Below are 25,252 nucleotides of genomic sequence, written 5' to 3'. Positions count from 1 at the left end.
CTGCAACGTATGCAATACGAAACGCTGGATGTCGGCTTTGACGGCCAGGTCGCGACGCTCACGCTGAATCGCCCGGATGTACGCAACGCGTTCAACGAAACCATGATCGCCGATGTGACCTCCGCGTTCACGGCGCTCAACGGCCGCGACGACGTGCGCGCGGTGGTGTTGGCCGCGCACGGCAAGGCCTTCTGTGCGGGCGCCGACCTGAACTGGATGAAGAAGATGGCCGGTTACTCCGACGACGAGAACCGCGCCGACGCGATGTTGCTGGCCAACATGCTGGCCTCGGTGTATCGCTGCAGCAAGCCGGTGATCGCACGCGTGAACGGCGATGCCTACGCGGGCGGCATGGGGCTGATCGCCGCGTGCGATATCGTCGTCGCGGTGCACAGTGTGCGGTTCTGCCTGTCCGAGGCGCGACTCGGTCTGATTCCGGCGACCATCGCGCCATATGTGATTCGCGCGTTGGGCGAGCAGGCCTCGCGCCGCTATTTCATCACCGCCGAGGCGTTCGATTGCGCGACGGCGTTGCGCCTCGGCCTCGTCAGCGAGGCAGTCGACGCGGCGCAGCTGGACGCCACCGTCCAGCAGATCGCCGCGACGCTGTGCGCTAACGGTCCGCATGCGGTGCGCGCATGCAAGCAACTGGTGCAGGACATCGCGAGCCGCGAGCTGAACGATGCGATGATCGAGGACACGGCGGCGCGCATCGCGCGCACGCGTGCCGGCGCGGAAGGCCGCGAAGGCGTCGCGTCGTTCCTCGAGAAACGCACGCCAGGCTGGCGCAACTGATCCACGAGCCACACACATTTTCCGGGGCGCGTGCAGCGCCTTGACCAGAACAACAGGCCCGCACGGCACACTTCATCGAGACACTCATGTTCAACAAGATCCTGATTGCCAACCGGGGCGAGATCGCCTGCCGCGTGGCCGCGACCTGCAAGCGCCTGGGCATCGCGAGCGTGGCCGTCTATTCCGACGCGGACGCCAACGCGAAACACGTGGCCGCGTGCGATGAGGCGGTGCACATCGGCGGCTCGACGGCGGCGGAAAGCTATCTGCGCATCGAGCGCATCATCGAAGCCGCACGCGCGAGCGGCGCGCAGGCGGTGCATCCGGGCTATGGCTTCCTGTCGGAGAACGAAGACTTCGCGCACGCGTGCGAGGCGGCCGGCATCGTCTTCATCGGACCGCCGGTTGCGGCGATCGCCGCGATGGGCTCGAAGGCCGCCGCGAAAGCGCTGATGCACGCGGCCGCGGTGCCGCTCGTGCCCGGTTATCACGGCGACGATCAGGATCCGGAACTGCTGCATCGCGAAGCGGATGCGATCGGTTATCCGGTCCTGCTCAAGGCGAGCGCGGGCGGCGGCGGCAAGGGCATGCGCGTGGTCGCGCGCAGCGAGGTCTTCGCGGCGGCGCTCGCGTCGTGCAAGCGCGAGGCCGCGAGCAGCTTCGGCAACGATCGCGTGCTGATCGAGAAGTATCTGACGCGGCCGCGTCACGTCGAAGTGCAGGTGTTCGCGGACCGTCACGGCGGCGCCGTCTATCTGTTCGATCGCGACTGCTCGGTGCAGCGGCGTCACCAGAAGGTGCTGGAAGAGGCGCCGGCGCCCGGCTTGTCCGCTGAAATCAGGCGTGCCATGGGTGAGGCGGCGGTGGCTGCCGCCCGTGCGGTGAACTACGTCGGCGCGGGCACGGTCGAGTTCATCATGACCGGCAGCGGCGAGTTTTACTTCATGGAAATGAACACGCGTCTGCAGGTCGAGCATCCGGTCACGGAGATGGTGACGGGCCAAGACCTGGTGGAATGGCAACTGCGCGTCGCCGCGGACGAACCGCTGCCGCTCACGCAGCAGCAGTTGCAGCTGGACGGTCACGCGATCGAAGCGCGCATCTATGCCGAACACCCGGCACGCGGCTTCCTGCCGTCGACCGGCACGCTCAAGCATCTGCGCATGCCCGAAGGCGTGGAGTTCGCGATCGACGCGGCCGGTCTCGGCGAGTCGGGTCGCAAGGCGCCCGTGCGCATCGACAGCGGCGTGCGCGAAGGCGACACCATCACGCCGTTCTACGACCCAATGATCGCCAAGCTGATCGTCCACGGCGCCACGCGCGAAGAGGCGCTCGCGCGCCTGAGCCGCGCGCTGCACGCGTGCGAAGTGGTCGGTCCGCATACCAATATCGAGTTCCTGCAACGCATCGTCACGAGCGAGCCGTTCGCGACCGCCGACCTCGATACGGGCCTGATCGAGCGCCATCACGACGCGCTGTTTGCGCCGCTGAAAAAGCCGTTCAAGGAAGCACTCGCGCTTGCCTGTGCGGCCTTGCTCACGCGCGAGGGCGGCACCGCGCATGGCGCGTCGCCGTGGGATGCGTTATCGCACTGGCGTCTGAACGGCGGCTATACGCAGACGCTCAGCTGGCGCGAGGTCGACAATGACAACGCGTTCACCGTCACGTTCGCCCGCGACGGCGCCACGCAAACGCTCGAGCACGATGGCGTGCGCGAAGCGTTCTCGTGGTCGGTCGGCACCGGCGCGCACGAATTCCGCGCGACGATAGGCGATGAGCGCGTCACGGGCCGCGTGTTCGTCGACGTCGATACGTTCCATGTGTTCTGTTTCGGTCATGCGCTGGCGTTCGAGTGGCAAAACCTGCTCGCGCATGCCGCCGATGCCGAAGGCGGCGAAGGCCGGCTCACCGCGCCGATGCCGGGCAAGGTGATCGCGGTGCTGGTCGAACCGGGCACGGTGGTCGAGAAGGGCACGCCGCTGCTCGTGATGGAGGCGATGAAGATGGAGCACACCATCGGCGCACCGGCGGCTGGTACGGTGTCCGAAGTATTGTATGGCGTTGGCGATCAGGTGGCCGACGGCGCGCAGCTTCTGGTGCTCGACGTGCAGTGAGGGTGCTGGACGCGCAGTAAGGTCGAGGCTCAGGCGAGGTGCGTATAGCCGGCAGCGCGCGCCTCGTCCTCGAGCTGCCCGATCCGGTCGTAGTCCGCCAGCGACAGAACCGAAAAGCCCTGCAAACGCAGCCGTTTGGCGCGCTCGGGCTGGATTTCGAGGGTTTCGTTCAGCGCGTCGCGCAGCGCTTCGATCGTCGCGGGCGGCACGGTGTCCGACGCGATCAGCGGCAAGCCGGGGGAGGTCGCCGTCATGCCGATGGGGCGAACCTTGCGCGCCAGTTCCGGTAATGCGTCGCACACGAAAGCGAAGGTCACGCAATCCACTGCGGCGATGTCCGCGCGGCCGTCCGCCACCGCGCGCAACGAGCCGAGATGCGAACCGGTGCGCAGTACCGCGCTGAAAAACATGCCAGCGCGCGAGTGCGGCGCGACCGCGTGACGAAACACGTTCATGCCGCTATTGGAGTCGTCCTGATTGTAGGCGGCGCGTGCGCCACGGCAGGCCGCGAGCGTATCGAATTGCGCGTCTGCCCGCGTCACCAGCACGCTCGAATAGTGCGCGCCTTCGCAGCCTGGCGCGTCGAAGCGCGGCGTCGCGATCAGTTGAACCTGCTCATGCAGGCCGTGCATCAGCGGATAGCCGCACGCCTGCGAAAGCAGCAGGTTGGGGCGGCGCCAGAAGCCATGCAACTCCTCGTCCGGCTCGACGACGCGGCATGCCGGCTTGACCCTGCGCAGCACGTCGACCAGCCACGCGCGCCACTCGAGGTCGAGCGCGGGGGTGACGTTGTACATCGGCAGGGCGGCGATCCAGGTCATGACTGCATTCTGGCATACCTAATGTCTGATCATTCGGAATTCGTCGAGGCCGAGCCGCACGGGCTCGGTGGGTCTGAAGGTCCACTTTTGCGCGGCAACCGTCAGGATCTCCTGCTGCGCGTCTTCGAATGCGACGAGCAGATCGCGCTTGCGCCTGCTTGCCGCGCCGCAAAACGCTATGAGCGCCTCGGCGCTGACCTCGAAGACTTGCGCACGATCGTCACAGCACACCCGGAAAGCGACCGTCGCGCATTCCGTCACACAGGGGCGGAACCCCTCATCGACATAGATCGACATGGCGATCTCCCTACAAATGCCTGAAACAAACGCCTGCAACAAACAGCCGCAACAAACGCCCGAAACATCAGGATGACAAGCAACCGGTTTCAAGTATGTGGGAGAACCGGCATTCGTGGTGAATTGCCGTGCGTTGGCGCACGGACCCGAACGGGATACTGACTACCGCGTGCAAGCTTTGGTAAGCGGCTGCGTCTTTTCGCCCTGTATTCGGCGGTTGCGCGCCGGGGTGCGCTGGCTACACTCGCTGCGGCGAATTCGCCCGGGCTCGGGGCACTCGCTCAGTACAACCGCTCAGTACAACCGCTCAGTACAACCGCTCAGTACAACCGCCTCGGAAGGGGGAGACATGATGCATCGCAGTCGACATAGGCCGCTCGTCCGCAACCGGGTCCGGGGTCTGCTACTGGCCGCCACGCTGGCATGCGCCTGCGGGTTGCAGGGCTGCGCTACGTCGCTCGAAACGTTCGGGCTCGGTGCGGGCGTTGGTATTGTCAGCGTGTTCGGCTTGCTGGGGTGCGCAATAGGCTGCCGGTGATGGCTGGTGATGGCGCAGGCGGCATCCTTCGGATAAAAGCCCCGACGGGTACGCGCACCGTCACGGCATCTGGCTGATGGTATTGCGAAAGCGCCGCAACGAAATCGCAAACAGCACGCGTTTCAGTTCGTCGGTCTCCAGCGCACGATTCTGGCGCGTGGCGGCGCACTACCTCCTCGCCACCTGGATCGTCGTCAGTGCGCAACGATCGACGCGGCAATGCGGTCGGCCAGCTCGCCGAGAATGCGGCTTAGCGCAGCGGCTTGCGCCGCTGCGTCGTGTCCCGCGAGTGCGGATCTGAGCGTCATCTGTTGCCGCAGCGTCGCATGGCCTGGTTGTCCCGACAACAGCGTCCAGCCCACTTGCATGGTCAGCGTTCCGCTGGCGTCGGCTTCGCTGTCCAGCACGGTGACGACCAGCGTCCGTGTGTCGGGTGGGGAGGGCGCATCTGGAAAAACAAACGAGCCTGCCGGCAATCGCGTCATCAAATCCTGGGCAAGCGTGCTGCGCATTATCTGTGCGAGCGGAGCGCCCCACCGATCGCTATCGTCGATGGTTAGACGGTTCTGTGACGCTAGCGTGACCACTTCAGGCCGATCTAGCACGGTCGGAATATGTACGGCGGTCAGTTGAACGGGTTTGATCGGAGCCGTTGCAAATGGCGCGTCAGCGGGTGTCGCGTTCAACGTGACATAGCGTGTTGGCATGCTATGTCCGCATCCCGCGATGGTCGTCCCGGCGGCGAATACGAAAAGCGCCGCCGTCCTTACGCTTGCCGCGAAGCATGCCGCGAAGCATGCCGCCAAGGGTGACGCGGCGGTGCGTCGGGCGGGGAGTCCGAGGCTGCGCATCATTGAGTCTCCTTCTGCCTGCCACGAACGAGCGCCTCGGGATGACGATCGAGATAGTCGGCCAGCGCCCGAACCGAACGCGCCGTGTCGGTCAGCTCGCGCAGCGCAGCAGGCAGATCGTTCTGGCTCGACGCATCGGCGCCAAGCGTACGATTGGCCGCGGCGACGGTGCGATCGGCCGCGTTCGCCGTCTCGCGTAGTTGCGCGACGAGCGGGCCGATCTGCGGCGATACCTGCTGCAACGTACGATCGATCTGCGCAACGGCCTGGTCGATATGCGTCAGGCCGTCCCGGATCTGTGGCGAAGAACTGAGCGCGTTGACATGCGCCGCGATACTGCGGACTTGTTCTCCCGTTTCCTTGATCGGAAGGTCGTCGATCTTCGCGATCACTTCGTTGGCTTTGGACATGGTTGTGTCGAGATCCGCGGAAGCGACACTTGGAATCACGGGTATGCCGTTTGCGGTGGCGAGCGTCGTACCCGGCGCGCCTTTCACGAAGTCGAGGTTGATCTTGCGAGGCCCCACCAACGGCGGGTCCTGCGACAGGCGTGCACGCAACCCTTCGGCAACGAGGTGCTCGAGCATGCTATCGACGAGCGGGCGCCAGTTGCCGTTTGCCGGCGGCGCAACGCCAACGATGCCGAGCTGCGACGGGTCGAGCGCAATCTGCACAGGCGTGCTTAGCGCGCCCGTGCCGGCATCGTAGTTCAGGCGCACGCTGGTGACGGTGCCCACGTCGAAGCCGCGCAATTGCACATCGGCGCCATTCTTGAGTTCGCCAACGGCGCCTTCGAATCGCAGGAGATAGGTGACAATCGGGCCGTGCCCAGGCGTGAGCGCAGGCCGGCGATCGACTCCGTCGAAGCGGGACGCGGGCTCGCCGGGCCCTGGCTCCATGACTATCTCGGGGCCGGACAGTAGCCCTTTGATCGATGATGGATCGCTGAGGTCCATTTGTGCGCCACGCAGGAAGAACTTCGTACTACTGCGCAGATATTTTTTCTCGGCGCGATCTATATCGAGCTTCGCTTGCACATGCTGCCCATCGGGCGCGAGCGCAATGTCCGAGACAGAGCCCACCTTCACGCCGCGCAGGGTGACGTGCGTATCGCCGGGCTTCATTCCGTAAGCGTTGTCGAATGTAACCGTAACCGTCTCGCCCTGATGAAGCAACGCGCGGATGCCAAGCCATCCCGCCACGCCGAATGCAGCGATCGGCACCGCCCAGATCCAGCCTGGCCACGCGCTGCGTCGCACCTCGGCTTGCGAGCGTCGGGAACGCGTGCCGCTCATGGCTTTCTCCGCATGTGGACGTCCCACATCAGCCGTGGATCGAATGCGCGCGAAGCGGCCATCGTCAGAAAGATGACGAGCGCGAACGCCGTCGCGCCGATTGCGGGTTTGGCCGAGGCCATGCCGTCGAAGTGGATCAGCGGCACGAAGGCAGCGATGGTAAAGACGTCGACGTACGACCATCGACCCAGTTCGTCGATCCAGCGATAGAGATGTGCCTTGATCCGCAGATGTTTGCGTGAACGACCCCAGACGGAGGCGATGAACCACGCCATGCCGAGAATCTTTGCAACCGGAATAACGATGCTCGTGCAGATGATGAGAATGCCGAGTTGCCAGAGGCCCAGGTGAAACAGCTGGTAGACGCCGTCAATGATTCGATGAGACTGGTCCCGGCCGAGTTGCGTTGAAATGGTCATCGCATAGAAGTTCGCCGGTATCGTCAGAATGAGCGCCCCGAGCGACAGCGCAGCCGCGCGCACGACGGCGTCCGTTTTGCGTGCGCGCAGCGTGAGTCCGCAGCGAGGGCAGGCAAGCCCCTCATGCGAAATCGGCTCGACCATATCGCACACCTGACAGGACAGCGAGGCTTCGCCTTTCGGCAGTTCTTTTTCAGCGGCGATCGCGCGCCAGACGGTTCTTCGATCCAGCGATGCGCGCGTGAGCATCGACAGCAGCGCCGCGGCGATGAAACAATAGCCGCCCGGACCAATCGTGCCGGTCAGATTCTGCGTCACGCGTGCGTAACCGACGAAGCAGCCGACGAGATACACATCGGGCATTGTCCAGATATCGAGCCAGGTCATCCAGCGGAACAGGGCGCCGATTCCCCTGGCACGGCAGCCGAGCCGAACCGCGCCGAGGACGACGAGGAGGCCCCCGAAGCGGACGAATGGCAGGACGATACCGAACATGCCGAGCAACAGTGCAAGAATGACCCAGCCGTCGTTCCAGATTGCCACGATGCCTGACGAGAGGAATGACGACCGCTCGGCGCCCAGCATGTGGACCGACATGAGCGGCGCCAGATTGGCTGGAAACAGCAGCACGAAGGTTGCCGTCGTGCAGGCTAGCGCCGCGCTCAGACTTCGGCCGCTGCGTCGCTCGAGCGGATAGTGGCAGGTTCGGCAGCGCGCGTAGCTACGCGCGGTGAGCGGGGGGATGTCCTCGAGCGCGCCGCATTCCGGGCAACCGATGGTCATGCGGTGTTCTCCGCTGGCTGTCCATTTTCAGGGGTGCTGCGCGTTGCGAACAGGTTTGCGCTGATCATTAGCTCGACTCCTGTGGCGCCGCTCGACATGTGGACGCACGCAGGCATGCTGTCTCGCACAAGTGGCTCATTCTCGACTAGCATTGCGCGTTCCCGGAGCGCTGGGTGGCCGTCACGGACTTGCGCAGCGTGGTATTGGGGGCCGCGCGTCACGCACGAAGTGCGTTCGGTGACCTCGCAGATCGCCTATGTCGGTTGCGGCCAGGGTGTGGCGCTGGTGCCTTCGGCAATGCGCAAGCTGGCACCGGAGAATGTCGTCGTCCGGCCGTTGAAGGAAAAAGTGATGATCGTCACGGCGGCGCTGGTCTGGAACACACATCGCCATCATCCGATGGTCGACGAAGCGGTGTCATGGTTGAAGGAAAGAATGGGCAAGCACAAGAATTCGGCCGAACTCTAACCCAATGTGCGGGTTCGTTGTTCAGCGATAAATGCGACCTGGAAAATAAGTCCGGCAGTATGGAGGAATGGCAATTCGCGCTATGCCGATTGCCACGTGAGTTGCGTTCGGGTGTGGAATTTGCGTTGCGCGCGTATGCGTGGCGCGCGCCAACTGCGGCGCGGCGCCGCGCAAGCCGCGCTCAGTGGCTGACGGGAAACGAGAACGTCGCGCGCGCGCTGCCATTGCCGCGCACGTTCACAGTCTGCTTCCTCGAAACGCCGCTGTAGGTGGCGTTAACCGTATAGCGCCCCGGCGCCAGTCGCACGAGCATGTGCGGCCCGTGCGATGTAGTATCGAGCACGGTCGTGCCGCTGGCGTTGGCGATCTGCACCTGGACGTCGGCGACATACGCCGATCCAGGACCCGTGAACAGCAGCGACAGCGGCCACTGGCTTCGCGCCTGCCGCAGCGCAGTCGACTCGTCGCGGCCGACCCCGCCGGACACGAACGATACGTCGCCCTGCTGCTCCGTCGGCGGCATGCCGGTCCTGTGGATCTCGCTGGGGGTCATGGGAGCAGCCGTCTGCGCCACTGCGCCGCCTGCCAGAACGAGCGCGAACGCCGCGGCCAGCATGGTCGATGCGAGCCGGGGAGCATTGCTTTGGATTGCCATCGTGGTCACTCCTTACAGTAGTGCCGACTTCGGGCTCGAGCAATGTACGCGTGCGCTCCGTCGGACTGAAGAACGCTTGCAAGTGCAAGAGACCGGAAACGCATCGCGCTCCCGGTAGCGGCCACGTGCGCGGGCAGCGGGTTCGCTGCCGTGCGTGCAGGCCTCACGACAGATTAGCGGATTTCGGCCCGCCACGCGTGCAGCGTGCCGCGACCAGAGGACGTGTTCAGCCGGGATCGGCCGGCACGAAGTCTGCGGGTTGTCTACTGGATCAGGAGTGCGAAAAGGCGTGGACACACCATATCAACAGCCAGAACGGCGATGTTGACTATGACAAGATCATTGAGGAACGTCGCGAGCAACGGCGGGTATCGCGCGAGGCGCAGGGCAAAGAGTGAGGCCTCGCACGGTATTCGCTGCATTCGCGGTCGCGGCAGCCGCCTTATAAGCGCCTTCGCGACAGGATGAACTGTTCGAGTTCTTCGCAAGCGTGGTCGATGTGGCGCTTCAGAAGGGCGGCAGCAGCGCGAACGTCTCCCGTCTTGCACAGCCGGACCAGCTCTCCGTGTTCTTCCTCTGCACGCCGACAACTCTCCGCACTCAGAGACAGTTGCAGACGGGTGTATCGATCAGTCTGTTGCAACAGACTGGTGACAATTGACAGGGTGCGCGGCTGTTCTGCTCTCGACATCAGCAAATCGTGCAGTCGCGTGTTCAGTTCTCCCCATCGCGCGGGGTGCTGGGCGTGCAGCTCTTCCTTGTATTCAGCGAGGATCGCGTCGAGTTCCGCGAAATCCGCTGGCGTAAGCTTTGGGGCCGACTTCTTCAGGAGCATGGGTTCAAGCAACCCGCGCAGCATGAACAGTTCGCTGATTTCGGCGATGGACAACTCAGATACGACAGCACCCTTGTGAGGGACGATCCGAACCAGTCCTTCTCCTTCGAGTTGAACGAGCGCTTCGCGCACCGGGATGCGACTGACGCCGAACTCGGCGGCGAGCGCATCCTGTCTAAGCTGGTAGCCCTCCGGTAACTCGCCCGAGATGATCTTGCGCCGTAGCGCGTCGGCAGCCTGTTCCGCGACGGTCGTGGCCTGTAGCCGCGAGCTGGTGACAGTGGAGTTCATGGCGGATATGCGTCCTTCTATCTCGAAGAGAGTTGTATAAATTATATCACCCCTTCAATTGAGACGCGTGCGGTGAAACGCCAGGAACCGCCGACCAGGGCGCACGCTCGACCTTCAGAAAACGCGGTCTGTCGTCGGCGCCGGACGCCGTATCTGCAGCAAGCTGCGGCGCGGTCACCGCGCACGCATCGGATCGATACGCGCGCCATGTCCCGCCGGGAGCCCAAGGCAGCGTCCTGTGACTGGATGGACTCATTCAGCCAGTTGCACCTTTCCGTTGATGCGACGGTTCAGGCCGAGCGGGTTTCCGGCCTTTAAGGCATCCGGCAGAAGCGCATCAGGCAGATCCTGATAACTCACCGGACGCAGGAAGCGTTCAATCGCGAGGCTGCCGACCGACGTCGAGCGGCCGTCTGCCGTCGACGGGAACGGGCCACCGTGCACCATCGCGTGGCCGACTTCGATGCCCGTGCCGAAGCCGTTCACCAGGATGCGCCCGGCGCGACGCTCCAGCGCGGGCAGGAAGCGCCTGGCTTCAGCGTGATCGGAATCGTCGATGTGCAGGGCTGCCGTCAACTGGCCTTCCATCGATTCGATCAGCTCGAGCATGGAGGCGAGATCCGGGCAGCGCACGACAAGCGCCGACGCGCCGAAAATCTCTTCCTGCAGCTGCTGGTTGTTGCGGAACGCTTCGGCGGTCGTCGCGAATAGCGCGGACTGTGCCTGGTGATCGTCCCTGGCCTCGGCGCCGCGTGCGGCCGTCTTCACATCCGCGTGCGATCCGGCTTTCTCGACCGCGGCTTCATACGCTTTGTGAATGCCCGGCGTCAGCATCGTCTGCGCGGCGGTTTCCTTGAGCGCAGACGACGCCGCTTCAATGAACCTGTCGAGGTCCGGACTATCGACGGCGAGCACGAGGCCCGGGTTCGTGCAGAACTGGCCCGCGCCCAGCACGAGCGACTGTACGAAGGCCTTCGCGATGCCTTCGGTGCGGTTCCCGAGCGCGCCTGGAAACAGCAGAACCGGGTTAATGCTGCTCATTTCCGCGTAGACGGGAATCGGTTCGGGGCGGCCTGCGGCAAGTTTCATCAGCGCCGTACCGCCGCCGCGCGAGCCGGTGAAACCAGCCGCCTTGATGCGATGATCCTTGACGAGCCCCTGGCCGATGTCGCGGCCGCTGTCGAACAGGAGCGAGAAAGTGCCTTCGGGCAGGCCGCAATCTTTCACGGCCTTCTGCACCGCGCGGCCGACCAGCTCCGACGTGCCCGGATGAGCCGAGTGCGCCTTGACTATCACCGGGCAGCCGGCCGCGAGCGCCGAAGCGGTATCGCCGCCCGCGACGGAAAACGCCAGCGGGAAGTTGCTTGCTCCGAAAACGGCGACCGGACCCACGCCGATGTGACGCAAACGCAGATCGACGCGCGGCAGCGGTTTGCGCTCGGGCTGCGCTGGATCGATGCGTGCGCCAATGTAATCACCGTTGCGCACGACATCCGCGAACATACGCAGCTGACCTACGGTACGGCCGCGCTCGCCCTCAAGCCGTCCTCGCGGCAGGCCGCTTTCGACCATGCAGCGCTCGACCAGGTCGTCGCCAATATCGAGAATGTTCTGCGCGATCGTTTCAAGAAACTTCGCGCGCACTTCGGGTGAGGTTTCGCGATAGGAGTCGAACGCAGCCCACGCAAGCGCACACGCGCTGTCGAGATCGGCGAGGGTGGCCCCGCCGAACGCCGGTTCGATGGCCGCGCCCGTCGATGCGTTGACCGCGTGGATCGTGCCGTTTGAGCCCGCGACCGATTGCTGGCCAATAAGCAGGTTGCCTGTAAGTTGCATGGTACCGTCCTTGCGTTAAATGGTTTGTACCGGCCGGTCGTACGCCGACTGGTGCCGAACGCGTCGGCGGAACGCGCGGGTATACGTAAGGAGAACTGAGAAACGCGGCTGCGCTTCGTTGAGTCGCGCAACGGCCAGCCTGAGCGCTGGCCGCTTTGACAAAGATGAGCCAGCCTTACGCGTTATTTTCCTTGGTCCAGCTCGCGTACCAGGTACGGAACAACTTGTATTGCTCCTCGGCGTAGCAACGCTGGGAGTCGCTGAGTGCGTCCGTTTCGTTGAAGTGGAGGGTGTACTCCTTGTCGCCGTTCAGCACCATCAGATACTTGTAGTAGAGCACGAGGTCCGCGCCTTCGTCGAACGAGGAGAGCACGGCGAGTGCGGACTCCAGTTCCTTTGCCTGACGACGCGCGCTCACATCGCCCGTGCGCGCCTTGTTGCACAGGTCGACCAGGTGCAGCACTTCACGCGGCAGCGCGTTGCCGATTCCCGTGATGGCGCCGGTCGCACCGCAATTCACAAAGCCATGGAACACATGAGTATCGACGCCAGCCATCAGCGTGACGTGCTCGTCCCGGGATGTGATGTGCTCGGCTGCATAGCGCATATCCGCGGCGCCGCCAAACTCCTTGAAGCCGATCAGGTTCGGGTACTTGGCACGCAGTTCGAAGAACAGGTCCGCGCGAGTGGCAAAGCCATAGTAGGGGCTGTTGTAGATGACCGCCGGCAGGGCGGGCGCGGCTTCGAGAATCGCCGAGAAGTGCGCCTTCTGTGCAGCGGGCGAAGATCCGCGCGACAGCACACGCGGGATCACCATCAGGCCCTGAGCTCCGACCCTGGCGGCATGCGCAGCGTGAGAAACAGCCTCTTTCGAGTTGACAGCGCCGGTACCGACGATGGTCGGAACGCCCGCCGCAACCAGGCGCGCAACACCTTCCTGGCGCTGAGCTTCGGTCAGGAGGGGCCAGTCACCCATCGAGCCACAGTAAACGACAGCGCTCATCCCAAGCTCAACGAGTTCACGGCCCTTGGCCACGAGCGCGTCGTAGTCGGGGGTACGGTCGGCCTTGCACGGCGTCATGAGGGCGGGAATGGTGCCGGTAAAGATGTTGTCGCTCATGGTGTTTCCTTCAAACGGTAGGTGAAAGCTTCGAAGTAACTGCGGCGCGAGACGGAAGACAACTCGATCCGGCGGCAGAGAGAGCGTTGACGGGAAGCAAAAGAACTGCCTCACGCAATGCCATGAATGAATACTAACTCATCAGGATATTTTATACAATCTGTCAAATCTACGCATTAGCCCTGGTACCTCGATTGAGTCCAGACTTGGCATCTCATTCCACTCTGATGGGTATCAAGCGAGATCGGAGAATCGCCGCAGGAAAGCAGCGGGGGAATCAAACACTGGGACTATTTTATACAATTCGGCGAACGACCCGGCTAGCGCAGGCTGCCGGGTTCGGCTGCTAATCCTTCTGATTGGAGGTTCAAGCGAGCATCGCGAGCACCTCTTGCGCCCGGTTACGACGACCACGAACAACCGGCATGGGAGCGGGGCATGACGAGCAGGATGCGGCGGACCGGGTCACCGCATCCTTTATGGTGGCGATGCGCTTTACCCGAAAGAATAGAGGGGCTTGCCCAGCGCCTGGACGTCAATTTCAATACCCAGGCCAGGTGCGGAGGGTGCGGCGCCGAAGCCATTTACGCTGCGAGGCTGGTAGCCCGCAACGTGCTCATTAGTCCAGTCATTCATGAACGACACGCTAAGCAATGCGCGCTCCTTCGTCGATGCAGCAAGATGAGCCGAGGCAGCAGAGACCACATCGCCGCCCCAGGTGTCCTCGATGGTCATCTGCAGTCCGAGCTCCTGTCCAAGGTCGCGCATCAGCTTGGCTTTGGTCAGACCGCCAACCTTTGAGACCTTCAGGTTAAAGGCTCCGGCGCCACCTTCACGTACGGCCCGGATGAGCGTAGCCGGATCGTTGACGACTTCGTCGTACACCATTGGAAGAGTGGTGTGCTTCCGTACTTCGATGCACTCCTCCATGGTTGGGCACGGCTGCTCAAAATAGAATCGCGGCAGATGCTCCATTGCTCTCGCTGCAATGATCGCGTCATTGACTCGCCATCCACAGTTTGCGTCGCCGACGATCAAGTCCTCCGGACCGGTTGCATCAATGATGTGTTTTGCCCGGATGCCGTCCAGCGTCGGGTCACCACCAATCTTCAATTGAAAACGGTGGATGCCTTCCTCGCGTCGGGCCAATACATACGCGACCATTTCTTCGGGCGAGCCGAGGGGGACGGCAAAGTAAAGCGGGAAACGTTGCTGCCGAACGCCACCGAGCATTTCGGCGACGCTTGCACCCCACGCTTTACCTGTCAGGTCCCAGCACGCGACATCGATAGGACTCTTCGCATACGAGTGCCCCATCAGGACAGCGTCCATCGTGTCGTACACAGCGCAGAGGTTAGTCGGGTCGAGTCCGATCAGGGCGGGCGCGAGAAGCTCGAGTGCCGCCCTGGCGCCGCCTGCGTGCTGTGGCAGGTAGGCAGAGCCGAGAGGGCAGACTTCACCCCAGCCCTGGTGACCGGAATCTGCTGTTACGCGGACGAGGGTTGACTGCAGAGAGGTGATGTCCCGACCGCCCGACATCATGTAGGTGCCGTGGACGTATGTCAGCTCGAAATTGAAAATATCGATTTGGGCGATTTTCATTCGGCTTTCCTGTTTGAATGGATGCAACGTTGTCAGAGAGATCACGGTCCGTCGCACTGACGAAATCCGAATCGCTCAGGTATCCATATGATCTAACGCCTGCGCGAAAAACGCCCGTGCTCTTGGCGACTTCGCACGATAGAACATATCCTGGGACGTGCCCGTCTCGATCGCCTTGCCAGCTTCCATGAAGAGGATTCTGTCGCTAACGTTCAGGGCAAACTTCATTTCATGCGTAACGACCACCATCGTGGTTCCCTGTTGGGCCAGTTCCTTCATCACTGAGAGGACTTCACGACTTGCCTCGGGGTCAAGCGCCGATGTGGGTTCGTCAAACAGGAGGGCTCGGGGCCTCATCGCGAGTGCGCGCGCAATGGCCACCCGCTGCTGTTCGCCCCCCGACAAACGGGGTGCCGGCGCGAGCGCGCGTTTCAGGAGGCCAACCCGTTCCAGAAGGCCAGTGGCAGTCTCGACAGCTTCATCACGAGTGGCGATGCCTGCGTCGAGCATCGCAAGCGTGACATTTTCAAGCGCGGTCAAATGGGGGAACAGATGGAAGCGCTGGAAGACCATGCCGAGTTTCCGTCGTACGTCTCGCAAGTCCCGCTTGTTCAGCATGAGGGCATCGTTGAAGATCAGCTTGCCCTCAATAGCAATGTGACCGCGATCAGGCGTGGTCAGAAGATTCAGGCAACGCAGAAACGTGCTTTTGCCCGCTCCGCTCGGGCCGACTATCGTTACGACTTCGCTCTGCCCAACATTGATGCTGACGTCCTCGAGAGCCTTGACGTCTCCAAAGGACAACGACACCCCGTCGGCCTTGATGATCGATTCGGTCTGCCTGACTGCTGGCGTTAATTGTTCCACGGCAACGTTCTCCATCACACATTCTCCTCGCTCGCCACTTGAATTGCACCTGCGCGCGAACTCAGGGCGGCTCTTGCGCATCGAAGTAGTCCGAGACGGCGAAGCGAGAACGGATGACCGTTGGCAAGACGCCGCTCGATATACAGAAGGCACGACGAAAGAGGGAAGCACAGCGCAAAATAGATCGCACCGATCACGATGTAGACTTCGAGAGCCCGGAAAGTCGCCGAAGTGACTATCTGGCCCTGCGTCATCAGGTCCGCGCCACCGATCGTGACCATGAGAGATGTGCTCTTCAAAAGATCAACAAGCATCGTCCCGGTACCGGGCAGTGCGACCAGAATGGCCTGCGGCGCCAGAATTTTCCGGAAGATACCGAAGGTGGTCATCCCCAGCGCGAGTCCTGCCTCGTGTTGCCCCTTGTCGACTGATTTCATCCCCGCGCGGAAGATTTCGGACAGGTACGCCCCGTAGTGACCAATCAGGGCCAATGAGCCAGCGGCGAACGCACTGAGATTGATGCCCACCGACGACAGTCCGAAATAGATGATGAAGATCTCGGTTATCAGCGGGACGTTTTTCCACACTTCAACAAACATCCGGGTCGCCTTGGCGACGAGTGATTCGTCCTTGCCGCGCAGCAGCGCGAGGATGACGCCGAGCACGATCGCACCGATAAACCCAGCAATGGTGTATTCGAGGGTGATGCCAATGCCTTGGATAAGGTCAGTCCAGTAAGTGTCCCATGGGACCTTAAAAAATCCACCTAACTTGTCCATTTGTATATCCCTTCAAAGATGCTGAAACCTTGCCCTGCTATCCTGGCATCGACAGGCACAGGCGCGGGTAAATCAAAAGCAAAACCTTGGGTTCAAGGGGCAGCGTCACATTTGCGTGGCAGCCTGGCAGCCTGGCAGCCTGGCAACGGGATGCGAATGCCCCTTCACCCAGACGTATCGGTTTCCTATTTCTTTGCGACCGCGGCGCCGCTACTCGGAGGAGTCCAGTCTGCGGCTCGATCAACTCCGCGGCGTTGCTTCTCGTAAGTCTTCAGCCATTCCGCTCCGGGGCTGAGAAACGGGGTTACATCGGTGACGCCGACCGCTTTGATCTTCTCGGCGTTGGTACCTTCCGCCCACGCCTTACGGATCTGGCCATTCAGTTTGTCAACGAGTTGCTGCGCTCCTGGGCGAACGTACCAACCGATCATTTGAGGACCGAATACGGCCCACTTGGGATGCGCGGCGACGTCGGCCATTGAAGGGGCAGGCAGGGGCACGACATTGAAATGCAGATCGGGGCGGACTTTCTTCTGATAGACCATGACCAGCGGGTCCATGAAGGCGACGTCGAGTCGGCCTGCCGCAATGTCGGACAGAAGAGCCACGGTATCGGGATATAGCCGCAGCTTCGCGCCCGGCACATTGTTGACGGCATCCACATACGACTGCCCATTGATGACGCCAACACTGTGCCCCGGCAAATCGCTGACGCTACGGATGTTGACGCCATCGCGCACGGCGATCAGTTGTGGCAGGTAGTAGGCAGGATCACTAAACAAGCCGGTTTTTGCCCGGGCATCGGTCCAGGCTACATCAGACACAGCCAGATCGGCTCGTCCCGACTGCACGGCCGCCAGCATGCCATCCCAGTTCGTTACGGTGACGGTGTACTTGAAGCCGAGTTGCTGCGCTGCCTGATCGAAGAGCTTGCCGTCGATGCCTTCGAGGTGTCCGTTGGCATCCTTATGAACATAAGGCGGCAAATCGGTAATGACGACACGCAGAGGGGTGCCGGGATCGATATCGGCAGCGCTTGCGGTGCTGGCCACGCCAAAGGACGCCAGACATAGGGTGACGCCGGCGACGATCTTTGCGAACACCGACTGGGTTGCCTGCTTGTAAGTGACTGCAGGATTGTGCGTGGTCATAACAGCTCTCCTTGGGGTTTCAAGTACAAAATCGCGACGCATACAACCACCGCAGTCAGCGCGCAGTCCGCAGGGGCGTGATCCGGTCAGCGCGGTGACATCCGGCTGAGCGGGATCGCTTGGTGCGTTGGTTAAATACAGTAGATTGTATAAAAAATGAAAAGTCAACGAAGAATGCACCCTATGGGCGTATACCCTCTTATTCAAGGCGTACGCCGTATTGATGGTGGTCTGCACCCTAATTCAAGAATACGGATCAGCTTGACTGTGTGTGAATATTGTATAAAATCTGCTTGTCGGAGAGTGATGGCGATGGGAAGCGTGGTGGATGTTCAGGCGTGCTTTGCCGTTCTCGTTCCAGGGTTGGTTGTGTGCGGAATCGGTGGCGAAAGGGCGCTCTTGCGTACCGGGAAGGCACGGCTTAGGTAGGAGCAAAACGGCGACGTCTCCAGTGTTCAACTTCCCGTGATCGTCGGCGTCGCCAAATACACGGCAGTGCACAACAGTGCCGTGATTACCGCCCGGGCGCCCCTGGGCGGGGATGCATGGCGCAGTCGCATCATCCTTTCCGTTTTGAACTGGGACTATCTGCAAACTCATGACGAATTCCTCATCATCCGTGCTGCTCTCGCTCGACGAGGCCTATGAGCTATCGCATGCCGTTCTGCTGAAAAATGGCATGAATGCGCGGCACGCGGCGGCTGTCGCCAGGTCGGTCGTGGCCGGGCAGCGTGACGAGTGCCACTCGCACGGCATGTATCGTCTTCTTGTCTGTGTAAAGGGACTGCGTTCAGGCAAGGTCGACGGCAATGCAGAACCTGTAGTGGTCGACGTTAGCCCCGCGCTAACTCGTGTCGATGCACGTGCGGGTTTTTCGCAGGTAGCTTTCGATGTCGGAACTGAGCATCTGGTCCGCAAAGCCAGGGACGTGGGTATCGCGGCTCTGGCGATTAACAACTGCTTCCATTTTTCTGCCCTGTGGCAGGAAGTTGAAGCGTTGGCAGGGCTTGGAGTTGCGGCCATGGCGATGACGCCGAGCCACTCTTGCGTTGCCCCAGCCGGCGGAAGCAGACCGTTGTTCGGCACTAATCCCTTCGCATTCGCGTGGCCCCGGCCGGGCGACTTTCCGTTTGTTTTCGACTTTGCGACGAGCGTGGTCGCGCGGGGGGACATCGAATTAGCCAGGCGCAAGGATGAAAAGATTCCGTTCGGCTGGGCTATCGATAATGAGGGTTTGCCTACTGACGACCCTGGTCGTGCCTTCGAAGGGGCGATGCTCCCTTTTGGTTCGTATAAGGGCTCTGCGCTTTCGGTGATGATCGAGTTGCTCGCCGGTCCGCTGCTCGGAGACCTGATGAGTTTCGAATCCGTCCTGGTTGATGCTGGCGCGGCTATCACGCCATACCACGGTGAATTGTTGATAGCGTTCGGCCCGGACAGGTTCGCTGGTGCAGATGGCGCGAAAACAAATCTTCAACGCGCTGAGCATCTCTTTGACGCGATCGTCGACCAGGGCGCCAGGTTGCCTTCACAGCGTCGATTCGAAGCCAGAGCGAAAACGAGCCGCGAGGGCGTACGTATCGACCGGGTTCTTTTCGATGAGATCCGTGCACTGTAGGCCAGCGCGCGGGAATCGGACTAAAGACTAAAAAGACAGTGGAACATTCGGAGAGTGCAGATGAAAATTGTTGGAGTGGACGTTTATTCGTACGTAGTCGGTTATGCCCACGGTACGTACATCATGTCGGGTGACCGGAAGGCCGCCACTGAAGATGGAACCGTCGTGCGTATCCGGACGGACGAAGCTCTGGTGGGTTGGGGGGAGATCACGACTCTTGGCAAGGTCTATCTGCCCGTATTCCCTGAAGGCATACGGACGGCCCTGCGTGAGCTCGCAGCGGCATTGATCGGCAAAGACCCGACCAATGTCGGGCAGGTTAACCGGACAATGAACGAAACGCTGATGGGGCAGGAATTTGCCAAGAGTGCGCTCGACATCGCCTGCTGGGACCTTCTTGGCAAGTCGGTTGACCGGCCGATATCCGCGTTGATTGGCGGCGTGATCAATGAGCGGTTTCCGATCTACGAGGCGGTGCCGCTTGGTTCGCCTGAATCGATGGGCGAATTCATCCGCGAGCGACGCGGAGCTGGTATCAACAGGTTTCAGCTCAAGGTCGGAAACAATCCGTTCGATGACATCGCGCGTACACGGGCGAGCGTCGAAGCGGGGGATAGCCAGACCGTCATTGTCGCTGACTCGAATGGTGGTTGGTCACTAGCGTCCGCAAAGATTGCTTTCCAGGGGCTGGCAGGCCTGCCTGTGTATGTCGAGCAACCATGCCGATCAACGATCGACTGCATTCTGGCGAGCAGAGGCTCGGCGGTTCCGCTTGTTCTTGATGAGTCGATTACGAGTCAGGACGAGGTTTTCAGAGCGAAATACGAGGCAAATGCCGTTTCGGTCAATCTGAAGTTCGGCAAGCTCGGCGGCCTCACGAATGTGGTTAAAGCCCGCGATCTGCTCCAGGACTTGAACCTTGCGGTGTCCGTTGAGGACATGTGGGGCGGGGACATCATTACGGCGGCAACCAGCCATGTCGCGGCGACGACGCGACCGGAGTCACTGCTGATGACACCCTTCTTCAACGACTGGACCGACGGTCATCTCGCGGGTCATCAACCGCGGTCAAAAGACGGATTCGGGTCTGCGCCGTCGGCACCTGGGCTCGGCATCGAGGTCGACGAAAGCAGACTTGGCGCGCCGTTGTTTAGCGTTCAGTGACATCGGTGACGTACGCGCTGCTTCAGGGATTTTGCCTTTCAAGGACGGGCATTTCTCCCGAAGCGGCGCGTTTTAAGTTATCAAATGATCGCCGCCGTTCACTTTACGAAGCAGGCGGCCGCGACGCGATGTAGCGTCGCGCTTTCCTTGTCTGTCAGCGTCATGCACGCCACACGCTCGATGACCCTGTTCTATCAGGTTGTTGAGATCCACCTTCTCCCTCTCTTTCTTTGGTGAACGCCAGATTCACCGTCTTCATCGATTCACTCATTCGCGAGTATGTCAATTTGTGCAGGACACACCCACGAATTTCGATGAAATCGGAGGGCTGCTCCATTCATATAATCGAACCGCAAGAGAATCACGCCGCGCGCCATAAAGCGCATGCTCGTTCAGTTCAAGGCACCCGCACTCACGCATGAGCACGCAGCGCGAATACGCCTTAAAGAACAGCGGAAAACGCGTCGGAATAGAAGAACCGGAAAACGCGAGCGAGACGCGGAACAAAAGGGCCAAAGCTCTCATAGGCCTGCGCAAAAAGAGCGATGCCCGCTTAGAAGACCCATCGGAGACAGGACAGCATGAAGAGAATCGGTAGTGGCAATCAGTGTCTTTCCCAGTTGCGCGAAGCGTCCCATGGGGCGGCTGTAACGGGAGGCACACGATGAGCCAGGCATTCGAAAGGGCACGCACGATCGATGTCCATGCATTCATCGACGCTCAGCGCTTTTCGCTCTTCCACTGCATCCTGTTCGTGCTGTGCTTTCTCGCCATTGCACTCGACGGTCTCGACACCGGCGCGATGGGCCTCATCGCGCCCACGCTCGCGCAGGACTGGCATGTGGCGCGTGAATCGCTCGGACCCGTAATGAGCGCCTCGCTGATCGGCATCGGTGTGGGCGCGCTGCTGGTGAGCCCGATCGCCGACCGCGTCGGGCGCCGCATCGTACTGATCTGCGCCGTCGCGTGCTTCGGTGTGTGGAGTTGCGCAGCGGCATTTGCTTCGTCGATGGAAATGCTCACCGTCATGCGCTTTCTCACGGGCGTGGGCCTTGGCGCAGCGATCCCCAACACGGCCACGTTGATGGCAGAGTTCGTGCCGGCACGCATGCGCGGCTTGGTCGTCAACGCGATGCTGATGGGTTTCGCAGCAGGCAACGCGGTGGGCGGCGTGCTTTCGGGCTGGCTCATTCCCGCATTCGGCTGGCGCAGCCTGCTGCTCGTGGGCGGTGTCGCCCCGCTTGTGCTCGCATGCTTGCTGCTGGCGTTTCTGCCCGAGTCGGTCAAGTTCATGGTGTCCAGCGGCCGGCCCGCCGAGCGGATCGCGCGCATTCTGCGGCGTCTCTCGCCCTCTGCGCGCCTCGACGGCTGTGTGTTCGTGAGCGAGGCGCATGCACCCGTGGAAAAGGCAAAGCGTTCGCCGGTGTTCGAGCTGTTTTCGCGCAACTACGCGGTTGGCACCGTCATGTTGTGGGTGGCGTACTTCATGTGCCTTGTGGTGCTGTATCTGATCAATAACTGGATGCCCACGCTGCTCAAGAGTTCAGGCTTTTCGCTGCATCAATACGCCACTACGGCCGCGTACTTCCATCTCGGCGCCAGTGTCGGCATTGTCGTGACGGGCTGGCTGATGGACCGCATCAGCCCGGTACGCGTCATCGCCATGTTCTACGCGCTCACCGCGCTCGTGGTCTTCATCATCGGCCGCAACGTCGCACATGACGCGGGGCTCACCCTGCTCATCGTCGCCACGGGCCTCACGCTTTCGGGCGCGGCTTCGTCGATGTCCACGCTCGCCACGCAGTTCTATCCGACCACGAGCCGCGTGACCGGCGGCGCCTGGATGCTTGCGATCGGCCGTCTGGGCGCCGTTGCCGGCACCTTCGGCGGGGCGTTCCTGCTGAGCCTGAACTGGGAGTTCTCGGCCATTTTCGGCATGCTCGCCGTGCCTTCGCTCATCGCCGCTGGCGCGCTACTCGTGTTGGGCCGCCACGCCCCGCATCTCGGCCGCGGCGAACGCATGGCGGGCACGCCTGCGGCTGCCCAGCACTGAGCACGGCGCTGCGCACACAGCGCTGACGAGGAGCGCGGCACGCATCTCGCGTGTGACGCCGCGCACCGCATCTCAACGGATGGACGGCAGGACGGCACACGGCATGCCGGGTGTTGCGGCCCGTTTCATCCATGCCAAACGAACAAGGAACGGTCTGATGGTTGCAGACAACAAGGCGCTGCCACTAGCCGGCGTGCGCGTGCTTGATCTTTCGCGTGTGCTTGCCGGTCCGTGGTGCGCGATGGTGCTTGGCGATCTGGGCGCCGAGGTCATCAAGGTCGAGCATCCGGGCCGTGGCGATGACACGCGCGACTGGGGCTTGCGTATCGGCCGTACCGAGACCGCTTATTTCAACAGCGTGAACCGCAACAAGCGCTCGCTCACGCTCGACTTGCAGACGCCTGAAGGGCAGCAGATTGCGCGCGAGATTGCGAAGACGTCCGACGTCGTGATCCAGAACTTCAAATTCGGCGGCGCGGAGAAGCTCCATCTCGGCTACGAACAATTGAAGCGCGAGAACCACAAGCTTGTCTATTGCTCGATCTCGGGCTATGACCGCGCGGGCCCAGAAGCGGGGCGCCCTGGTTATGACCTGCTCGTGCAGGTCGAGGCGGGACTGATGGCGCTGAACGGCGAGGCCGATCGGCCGCCGCTCAAGTTCGGCATCGCCGCCGTCGATCTCTTCACTGGCATGTACTCCGCGCAAGCGATTCTCGCGGCGCTCTTCGAGCGCCAGCGCACGGGCGGCGGCCGTCACATCGAAATGGCGCTGTTCGACTGCGGGCTGATGATCACGGCGTACTACGGCCTCGAGGCGCTCGTGGCTGGGGACGATTCGCCGCGCTTCGGCAACGAGCATCCGTCCATCGTGCCGTACGGGGTGTTTGAGGCGGCGGACGGCCCGCTCGTTGTCGCGGTCGGCAATAACAGCCAGTACGACCGCTTTTGCCGCGAAGTGCTCCTGCGCCCCGATCTCGCCGACGACAGCCGCTTCAAAACCAACATCTTGCGCTCTCAGAACCGCGCAGCGCTGTTGCCGGAAATTCACCGCGCGATCGGTAGCGAGAAGCGCGCGATACTGCTGCAGAAGCTCGCGCAAGCCGGGATTCCATGCGGCGAAGTAGCGGGCCTGCGCGAAGCGCTGCTTTCGCCGCGGGCCACCGATGCCGGTCTTGTGACCACGCAGTCGCACCCACACACGGAGTCGGGCACCACGCCCGTACTTGCACCGCCCTGGCGCTTCGACGGCGAGCGCCTGCCCGTACGGCGCGCGCCGCCGCAACTGGGCGAGGGCACACGCGACGTGTTGCAAAGCGTGCTGGGCTTCTCCGCAGAACGCATTGCCGAGCTGGCTAGTCGAGGCGTGGTGTGATCTGAAACGCCGTTCGCGCCCTCGGCAGCGGCACAACCCCTTTCGAAAAATACCGTGGAGGTCTGAACCCGCACAAGAAAAATTAAAGATTCGGACTACGAACCGAGTTTAAATCAGAGGATTGGTATTCTGGAGACGTTATGAAAAAGAGTTATTTTTGGGTTGGCCCGGTTGTCGCACTCGCAGCAGCGAATGCCCATGCGCAGAGTTCGGTCACGCTATACGGCCTGATCGACCTCGGCATCAACTATGTGAATAGCGCGCAGACGGGCCGCAATGCCGATGGTTCGCTCAACGGCAAGTCGCTCGTCTCGATGAGCGACGGTGCGACGCGTGGCTACGGCGGCAGCCGTTGGGGTTTGAAGGGATCGGAAGATCTGGGCAATGGTCTGTCGGCGATCTTCACGATCGAAAACGGCTACAACATCGTGAACGGCGCCATTGCGCAGGGCGGAGCGATGTTTGGCCGCCAGGCGTATGTGGGCCTCAGCAGCACCAAGCTTGGCACGATCATGTTCGGCCGACAGTACGACACACAGTCCGATTTCGTGGTCAACTATTCGCCGGCCATCATCGCGGGCATCTCGGGCTCGGTGCCTGGCGATGTGGACGGGCTCGGCCACACGCGTCGCGTGAACAACGCGATCAAATACCTCAGTCAGAACTATCGGGGCCTGACGTTCGGCGGCTTGTACTCACTGGGCGGCAAGGCAGGCGACTTCACGGGCAGCCAGATCTGGGCGCTCGGGGCCAACTACGCGATCGGAGATTTCTCGGCCGGCGTGGGCTACTTCAACGCACGCGATCCGAATCTCTCGTCGTTCGGCAATAGCCCGAGCTCCGGCGGACCGGCCACGAACAATCTCGGTTCGCTCGGTTCACTGACGACGGCGCAATCGAATCCGATCTACGCTGGCTACGCTTCGGCGCATACCTTTGAGATCTATTCGGCGGGTGCAAGCTACAAGTTCGGTCCGGCGACCTTTGCGGCCTCGTTCAGCCACTCGGCGTTCGATAGCCTCGGCGATCTGAGCGCGGGTCCCAATCCATTCCACTACAGCGGCACGGCGATCTTCAACACCGCGACGGCGACCATCTCGTACCTCGCTACGCCCGCGCTCCTGATCGGCGGCGCGTACACATACACGCATGGAGGTGGCGCGGGGGGCAATGGTTCGGCGACCTATCACCAGGGCATCTTCGCGGCGCAGTACTTCCTCTCGAAGCGTACTGAACTCTACTTCGTCGGCGTCTATCAGGCTGCAACTGGTACCGATTCGCTGGGTCAGCCGGCCGTCGCGAATATCGAGCTCATGCCGCCTTCGAGCACGAGCCGCCAGTTCGTGGGGCGTGTGGGTATCATTCAACGCTTCTAAAACCCGATCGCTGCAGGCGGCGCTCAGCGCATTGCCCGCAGCGTGAAACTCTGATGGCCGCTATCCGGTTCGCACAGGATAGCGGCCAGATTTTTTTGGCGGGACGTGCTTACGCAGCTGCGCTTCGCTCGCTGTGATCAACTCGCGGTGGG

At 62.0% G+C, this 25,252-nt stretch carries 21 protein-coding genes; 8 read left to right on the top strand and 13 right to left on the bottom strand.

Annotated features, from left to right (window positions below):
- Positions 1–9 precede the first annotated feature (9 nt).
- A complete protein-coding gene (locus tag BN2475_RS07950; protein WP_094779099.1) occupies positions 10–795 on the top strand; it encodes an enoyl-CoA hydratase/isomerase family protein in 786 nt (261 codons plus the stop codon).
- A gap of 86 nt (positions 796–881) precedes the next feature.
- Positions 882–2,909 (top strand): acetyl/propionyl/methylcrotonyl-CoA carboxylase subunit alpha, encoded by a 2,028-nt coding sequence (locus BN2475_RS07945; protein WP_094778996.1) that lies wholly within the window; start codon positions 882–884, stop codon positions 2,907–2,909.
- Positions 2,910–2,938: 29 nt separating this feature from the next.
- Here BN2475_RS07945 and BN2475_RS07940 read toward each other — a convergent pair whose 3' ends face one another.
- The 5 genes from BN2475_RS07940 to BN2475_RS07915 all read right to left on the bottom strand — a co-directional run bounded on the left by BN2475_RS07940 (position 2,939) and on the right by BN2475_RS07915 (position 7,913).
- A complete protein-coding gene (locus BN2475_RS07940; protein ID WP_094778995.1) occupies positions 2,939–3,730 on the bottom strand; it encodes a phosphate/phosphite/phosphonate ABC transporter substrate-binding protein in 792 nt (263 codons plus the stop codon).
- Positions 3,731–3,748: 18 nt separating this feature from the next.
- Positions 3,749–4,027 (bottom strand): DUF1488 family protein, encoded by a 279-nt coding sequence (locus BN2475_RS07935; RefSeq protein ID WP_094778994.1) that lies wholly within the window; start codon positions 4,025–4,027, stop codon positions 3,749–3,751.
- 732 nt (positions 4,028–4,759) lie between these two features.
- Positions 4,760–5,272: a PqiC family protein gene (locus tag BN2475_RS07925; RefSeq protein ID WP_425435484.1), complete on the bottom strand. Its 513-nt coding sequence runs from the start codon at positions 5,270–5,272 to the stop codon at positions 4,760–4,762.
- 143 nt (positions 5,273–5,415) lie between these two features.
- Positions 5,416–6,711, bottom strand: coding sequence for an MlaD family protein (locus BN2475_RS07920; protein ID WP_094778992.1), 1,296 nt, complete (start codon positions 6,709–6,711; stop codon positions 5,416–5,418).
- Positions 6,708–7,913, bottom strand: a complete 1,206-nt coding sequence (locus tag BN2475_RS07915) for a paraquat-inducible protein A (protein ID WP_094778991.1) — start codon at positions 7,911–7,913, stop codon at positions 6,708–6,710. The genes BN2475_RS07920 and BN2475_RS07915 overlap by 4 nt, the downstream gene beginning before the upstream one ends.
- A gap of 237 nt (positions 7,914–8,150) precedes the next feature.
- Between BN2475_RS07915 and BN2475_RS36480 the strand changes: the two genes are divergently transcribed.
- Complete coding sequence (locus BN2475_RS36480) at positions 8,151–8,381, top strand: LysR substrate-binding domain-containing protein (RefSeq protein ID WP_245841184.1); 231 nt, start codon at positions 8,151–8,153, stop codon at positions 8,379–8,381.
- A gap of 181 nt (positions 8,382–8,562) precedes the next feature.
- Here the strand turns inward: BN2475_RS36480 and BN2475_RS07905 are convergent, their stop codons facing one another.
- The 8 genes from BN2475_RS07905 to BN2475_RS07870 form a co-directional block, all read right to left on the bottom strand.
- The gene (locus BN2475_RS07905; RefSeq protein ID WP_094778990.1) at positions 8,563–9,036 is read right to left on the bottom strand and encodes a hypothetical protein; all 474 of its coding nucleotides are present in this window, start codon (positions 9,034–9,036) and stop codon (positions 8,563–8,565) included.
- A 442-nt stretch (positions 9,037–9,478) separates the two neighbouring features.
- Positions 9,479–10,162 (bottom strand): GntR family transcriptional regulator, encoded by a 684-nt coding sequence (locus BN2475_RS07900; RefSeq protein WP_094778989.1) that lies wholly within the window; start codon positions 10,160–10,162, stop codon positions 9,479–9,481.
- A 252-nt stretch (positions 10,163–10,414) separates the two neighbouring features.
- A complete protein-coding gene (locus BN2475_RS07895; protein ID WP_094778988.1) occupies positions 10,415–11,998 on the bottom strand; it encodes an aldehyde dehydrogenase (NADP(+)) in 1,584 nt (527 codons plus the stop codon).
- Positions 11,999–12,173: 175 nt separating this feature from the next.
- Positions 12,174–13,118: a dihydrodipicolinate synthase family protein gene (locus tag BN2475_RS07890; RefSeq protein WP_094778987.1), complete on the bottom strand. Its 945-nt coding sequence runs from the start codon at positions 13,116–13,118 to the stop codon at positions 12,174–12,176.
- A 495-nt stretch (positions 13,119–13,613) separates the two neighbouring features.
- Positions 13,614–14,720 (bottom strand): mandelate racemase/muconate lactonizing enzyme family protein, encoded by a 1,107-nt coding sequence (locus BN2475_RS07885; protein ID WP_094778986.1) that lies wholly within the window; start codon positions 14,718–14,720, stop codon positions 13,614–13,616.
- A gap of 75 nt (positions 14,721–14,795) precedes the next feature.
- Positions 14,796–15,602, bottom strand: coding sequence for an amino acid ABC transporter ATP-binding protein (locus BN2475_RS07880; RefSeq protein WP_094778985.1), 807 nt, complete (start codon positions 15,600–15,602; stop codon positions 14,796–14,798).
- Positions 15,602–16,366 carry an amino acid ABC transporter permease gene (locus tag BN2475_RS07875; RefSeq protein ID WP_094778984.1) on the bottom strand — a complete coding sequence of 255 codons (765 nt, stop codon included), beginning with the start codon at positions 16,364–16,366 and terminating at the stop codon, positions 15,602–15,604. The genes BN2475_RS07880 and BN2475_RS07875 overlap by 1 nt, the downstream gene beginning before the upstream one ends.
- A gap of 185 nt (positions 16,367–16,551) precedes the next feature.
- Complete coding sequence (locus BN2475_RS07870) at positions 16,552–17,517, bottom strand: substrate-binding periplasmic protein (RefSeq protein WP_159444536.1); 966 nt, start codon at positions 17,515–17,517, stop codon at positions 16,552–16,554.
- A 598-nt stretch (positions 17,518–18,115) separates the two neighbouring features.
- Between BN2475_RS07870 and BN2475_RS07865 the strand changes: the two genes are divergently transcribed.
- The 5 genes from BN2475_RS07865 (at position 18,116) to BN2475_RS07845 (ending at position 25,100) form a co-directional block, all read left to right on the top strand.
- Positions 18,116–19,135 carry an Ldh family oxidoreductase gene (locus BN2475_RS07865; RefSeq protein ID WP_094778982.1) on the top strand — a complete coding sequence of 340 codons (1,020 nt, stop codon included), beginning with the start codon at positions 18,116–18,118 and terminating at the stop codon, positions 19,133–19,135.
- 60 nt (positions 19,136–19,195) lie between these two features.
- On the top strand, positions 19,196–20,299 hold the full coding sequence (locus BN2475_RS07860; protein ID WP_094778981.1) for a mandelate racemase/muconate lactonizing enzyme family protein: 1,104 nt from the start codon (positions 19,196–19,198) through the stop codon (positions 20,297–20,299).
- Between the two features lie 664 nt (positions 20,300–20,963).
- Positions 20,964–22,352, top strand: a complete 1,389-nt coding sequence (locus tag BN2475_RS07855; RefSeq protein WP_094778980.1) for an MFS transporter — start codon at positions 20,964–20,966, stop codon at positions 22,350–22,352.
- 157 nt (positions 22,353–22,509) lie between these two features.
- Positions 22,510–23,724: a CaiB/BaiF CoA transferase family protein gene (locus tag BN2475_RS07850; protein WP_094778979.1), complete on the top strand. Its 1,215-nt coding sequence runs from the start codon at positions 22,510–22,512 to the stop codon at positions 23,722–23,724.
- A gap of 140 nt (positions 23,725–23,864) precedes the next feature.
- The gene (locus BN2475_RS07845) at positions 23,865–25,100 is read left to right on the top strand and encodes a porin (protein WP_094778978.1); all 1,236 of its coding nucleotides are present in this window, start codon (positions 23,865–23,867) and stop codon (positions 25,098–25,100) included.
- The last annotated feature ends 152 nt before the right edge of the window (positions 25,101–25,252 follow it).

The sequence above is a fragment of the Paraburkholderia ribeironis genome (assembly GCF_900019265.1).
Classification (GTDB): domain Bacteria; phylum Pseudomonadota; class Gammaproteobacteria; order Burkholderiales; family Burkholderiaceae; genus Paraburkholderia; species Paraburkholderia ribeironis.
This window is presented reverse-complemented; position numbering and strand designations above follow the sequence as displayed.

Bases quoted from the DNA above. Each gene is read 5' to 3' on its own strand.
- BN2475_RS07915 (WP_094778991.1), bottom strand. From the start codon at position 7,913: ATGACCATCGGTTGCCCGGAATGCGGCGCGCTCGAGGACATCCCCCCG.
- BN2475_RS07870 (WP_159444536.1), bottom strand. From the start codon at position 17,517: ATGACCACGCACAATCCTGCAGTCACTTACAAGCAGGCAACCCAGTCG.
- BN2475_RS07950 (WP_094779099.1), top strand. From the start codon at position 10: ATGCAATACGAAACGCTGGATGTCGGCTTTGACGGCCAGGTCGCGACG.
- BN2475_RS07945 (WP_094778996.1), top strand. From the start codon at position 882: ATGTTCAACAAGATCCTGATTGCCAACCGGGGCGAGATCGCCTGCCGC.
- BN2475_RS07900 (WP_094778989.1), bottom strand. From the start codon at position 10,162: ATGAACTCCACTGTCACCAGCTCGCGGCTACAGGCCACGACCGTCGCG.
- BN2475_RS07860 (WP_094778981.1), top strand. From the start codon at position 19,196: ATGAAAATTGTTGGAGTGGACGTTTATTCGTACGTAGTCGGTTATGCC.
- BN2475_RS07940 (WP_094778995.1), bottom strand. From the start codon at position 3,730: ATGACCTGGATCGCCGCCCTGCCGATGTACAACGTCACCCCCGCGCTC.
- BN2475_RS07890 (WP_094778987.1), bottom strand. From the start codon at position 13,118: ATGAGCGACAACATCTTTACCGGCACCATTCCCGCCCTCATGACGCCG.
- BN2475_RS07855 (WP_094778980.1), top strand. From the start codon at position 20,964: ATGAGCCAGGCATTCGAAAGGGCACGCACGATCGATGTCCATGCATTC.
- BN2475_RS07880 (WP_094778985.1), bottom strand. From the start codon at position 15,602: ATGGAGAACGTTGCCGTGGAACAATTAACGCCAGCAGTCAGGCAGACC.
- BN2475_RS07925 (WP_425435484.1), bottom strand. From the start codon at position 5,272: ATGCCAACACGCTATGTCACGTTGAACGCGACACCCGCTGACGCGCCA.
- BN2475_RS07905 (WP_094778990.1), bottom strand. From the start codon at position 9,036: ATGGCAATCCAAAGCAATGCTCCCCGGCTCGCATCGACCATGCTGGCC.
- BN2475_RS07865 (WP_094778982.1), top strand. From the start codon at position 18,116: ATGACGAATTCCTCATCATCCGTGCTGCTCTCGCTCGACGAGGCCTAT.
- BN2475_RS07875 (WP_094778984.1), bottom strand. From the start codon at position 16,366: ATGGACAAGTTAGGTGGATTTTTTAAGGTCCCATGGGACACTTACTGG.
- BN2475_RS07920 (WP_094778992.1), bottom strand. From the start codon at position 6,711: ATGAGCGGCACGCGTTCCCGACGCTCGCAAGCCGAGGTGCGACGCAGC.
- BN2475_RS07845 (WP_094778978.1), top strand. From the start codon at position 23,865: ATGAAAAAGAGTTATTTTTGGGTTGGCCCGGTTGTCGCACTCGCAGCA.
- BN2475_RS07885 (WP_094778986.1), bottom strand. From the start codon at position 14,720: ATGAAAATCGCCCAAATCGATATTTTCAATTTCGAGCTGACATACGTC.
- BN2475_RS07850 (WP_094778979.1), top strand. From the start codon at position 22,510: ATGGTTGCAGACAACAAGGCGCTGCCACTAGCCGGCGTGCGCGTGCTT.
- BN2475_RS07895 (WP_094778988.1), bottom strand. From the start codon at position 11,998: ATGCAACTTACAGGCAACCTGCTTATTGGCCAGCAATCGGTCGCGGGC.
- BN2475_RS07935 (WP_094778994.1), bottom strand. From the start codon at position 4,027: ATGTCGATCTATGTCGATGAGGGGTTCCGCCCCTGTGTGACGGAATGC.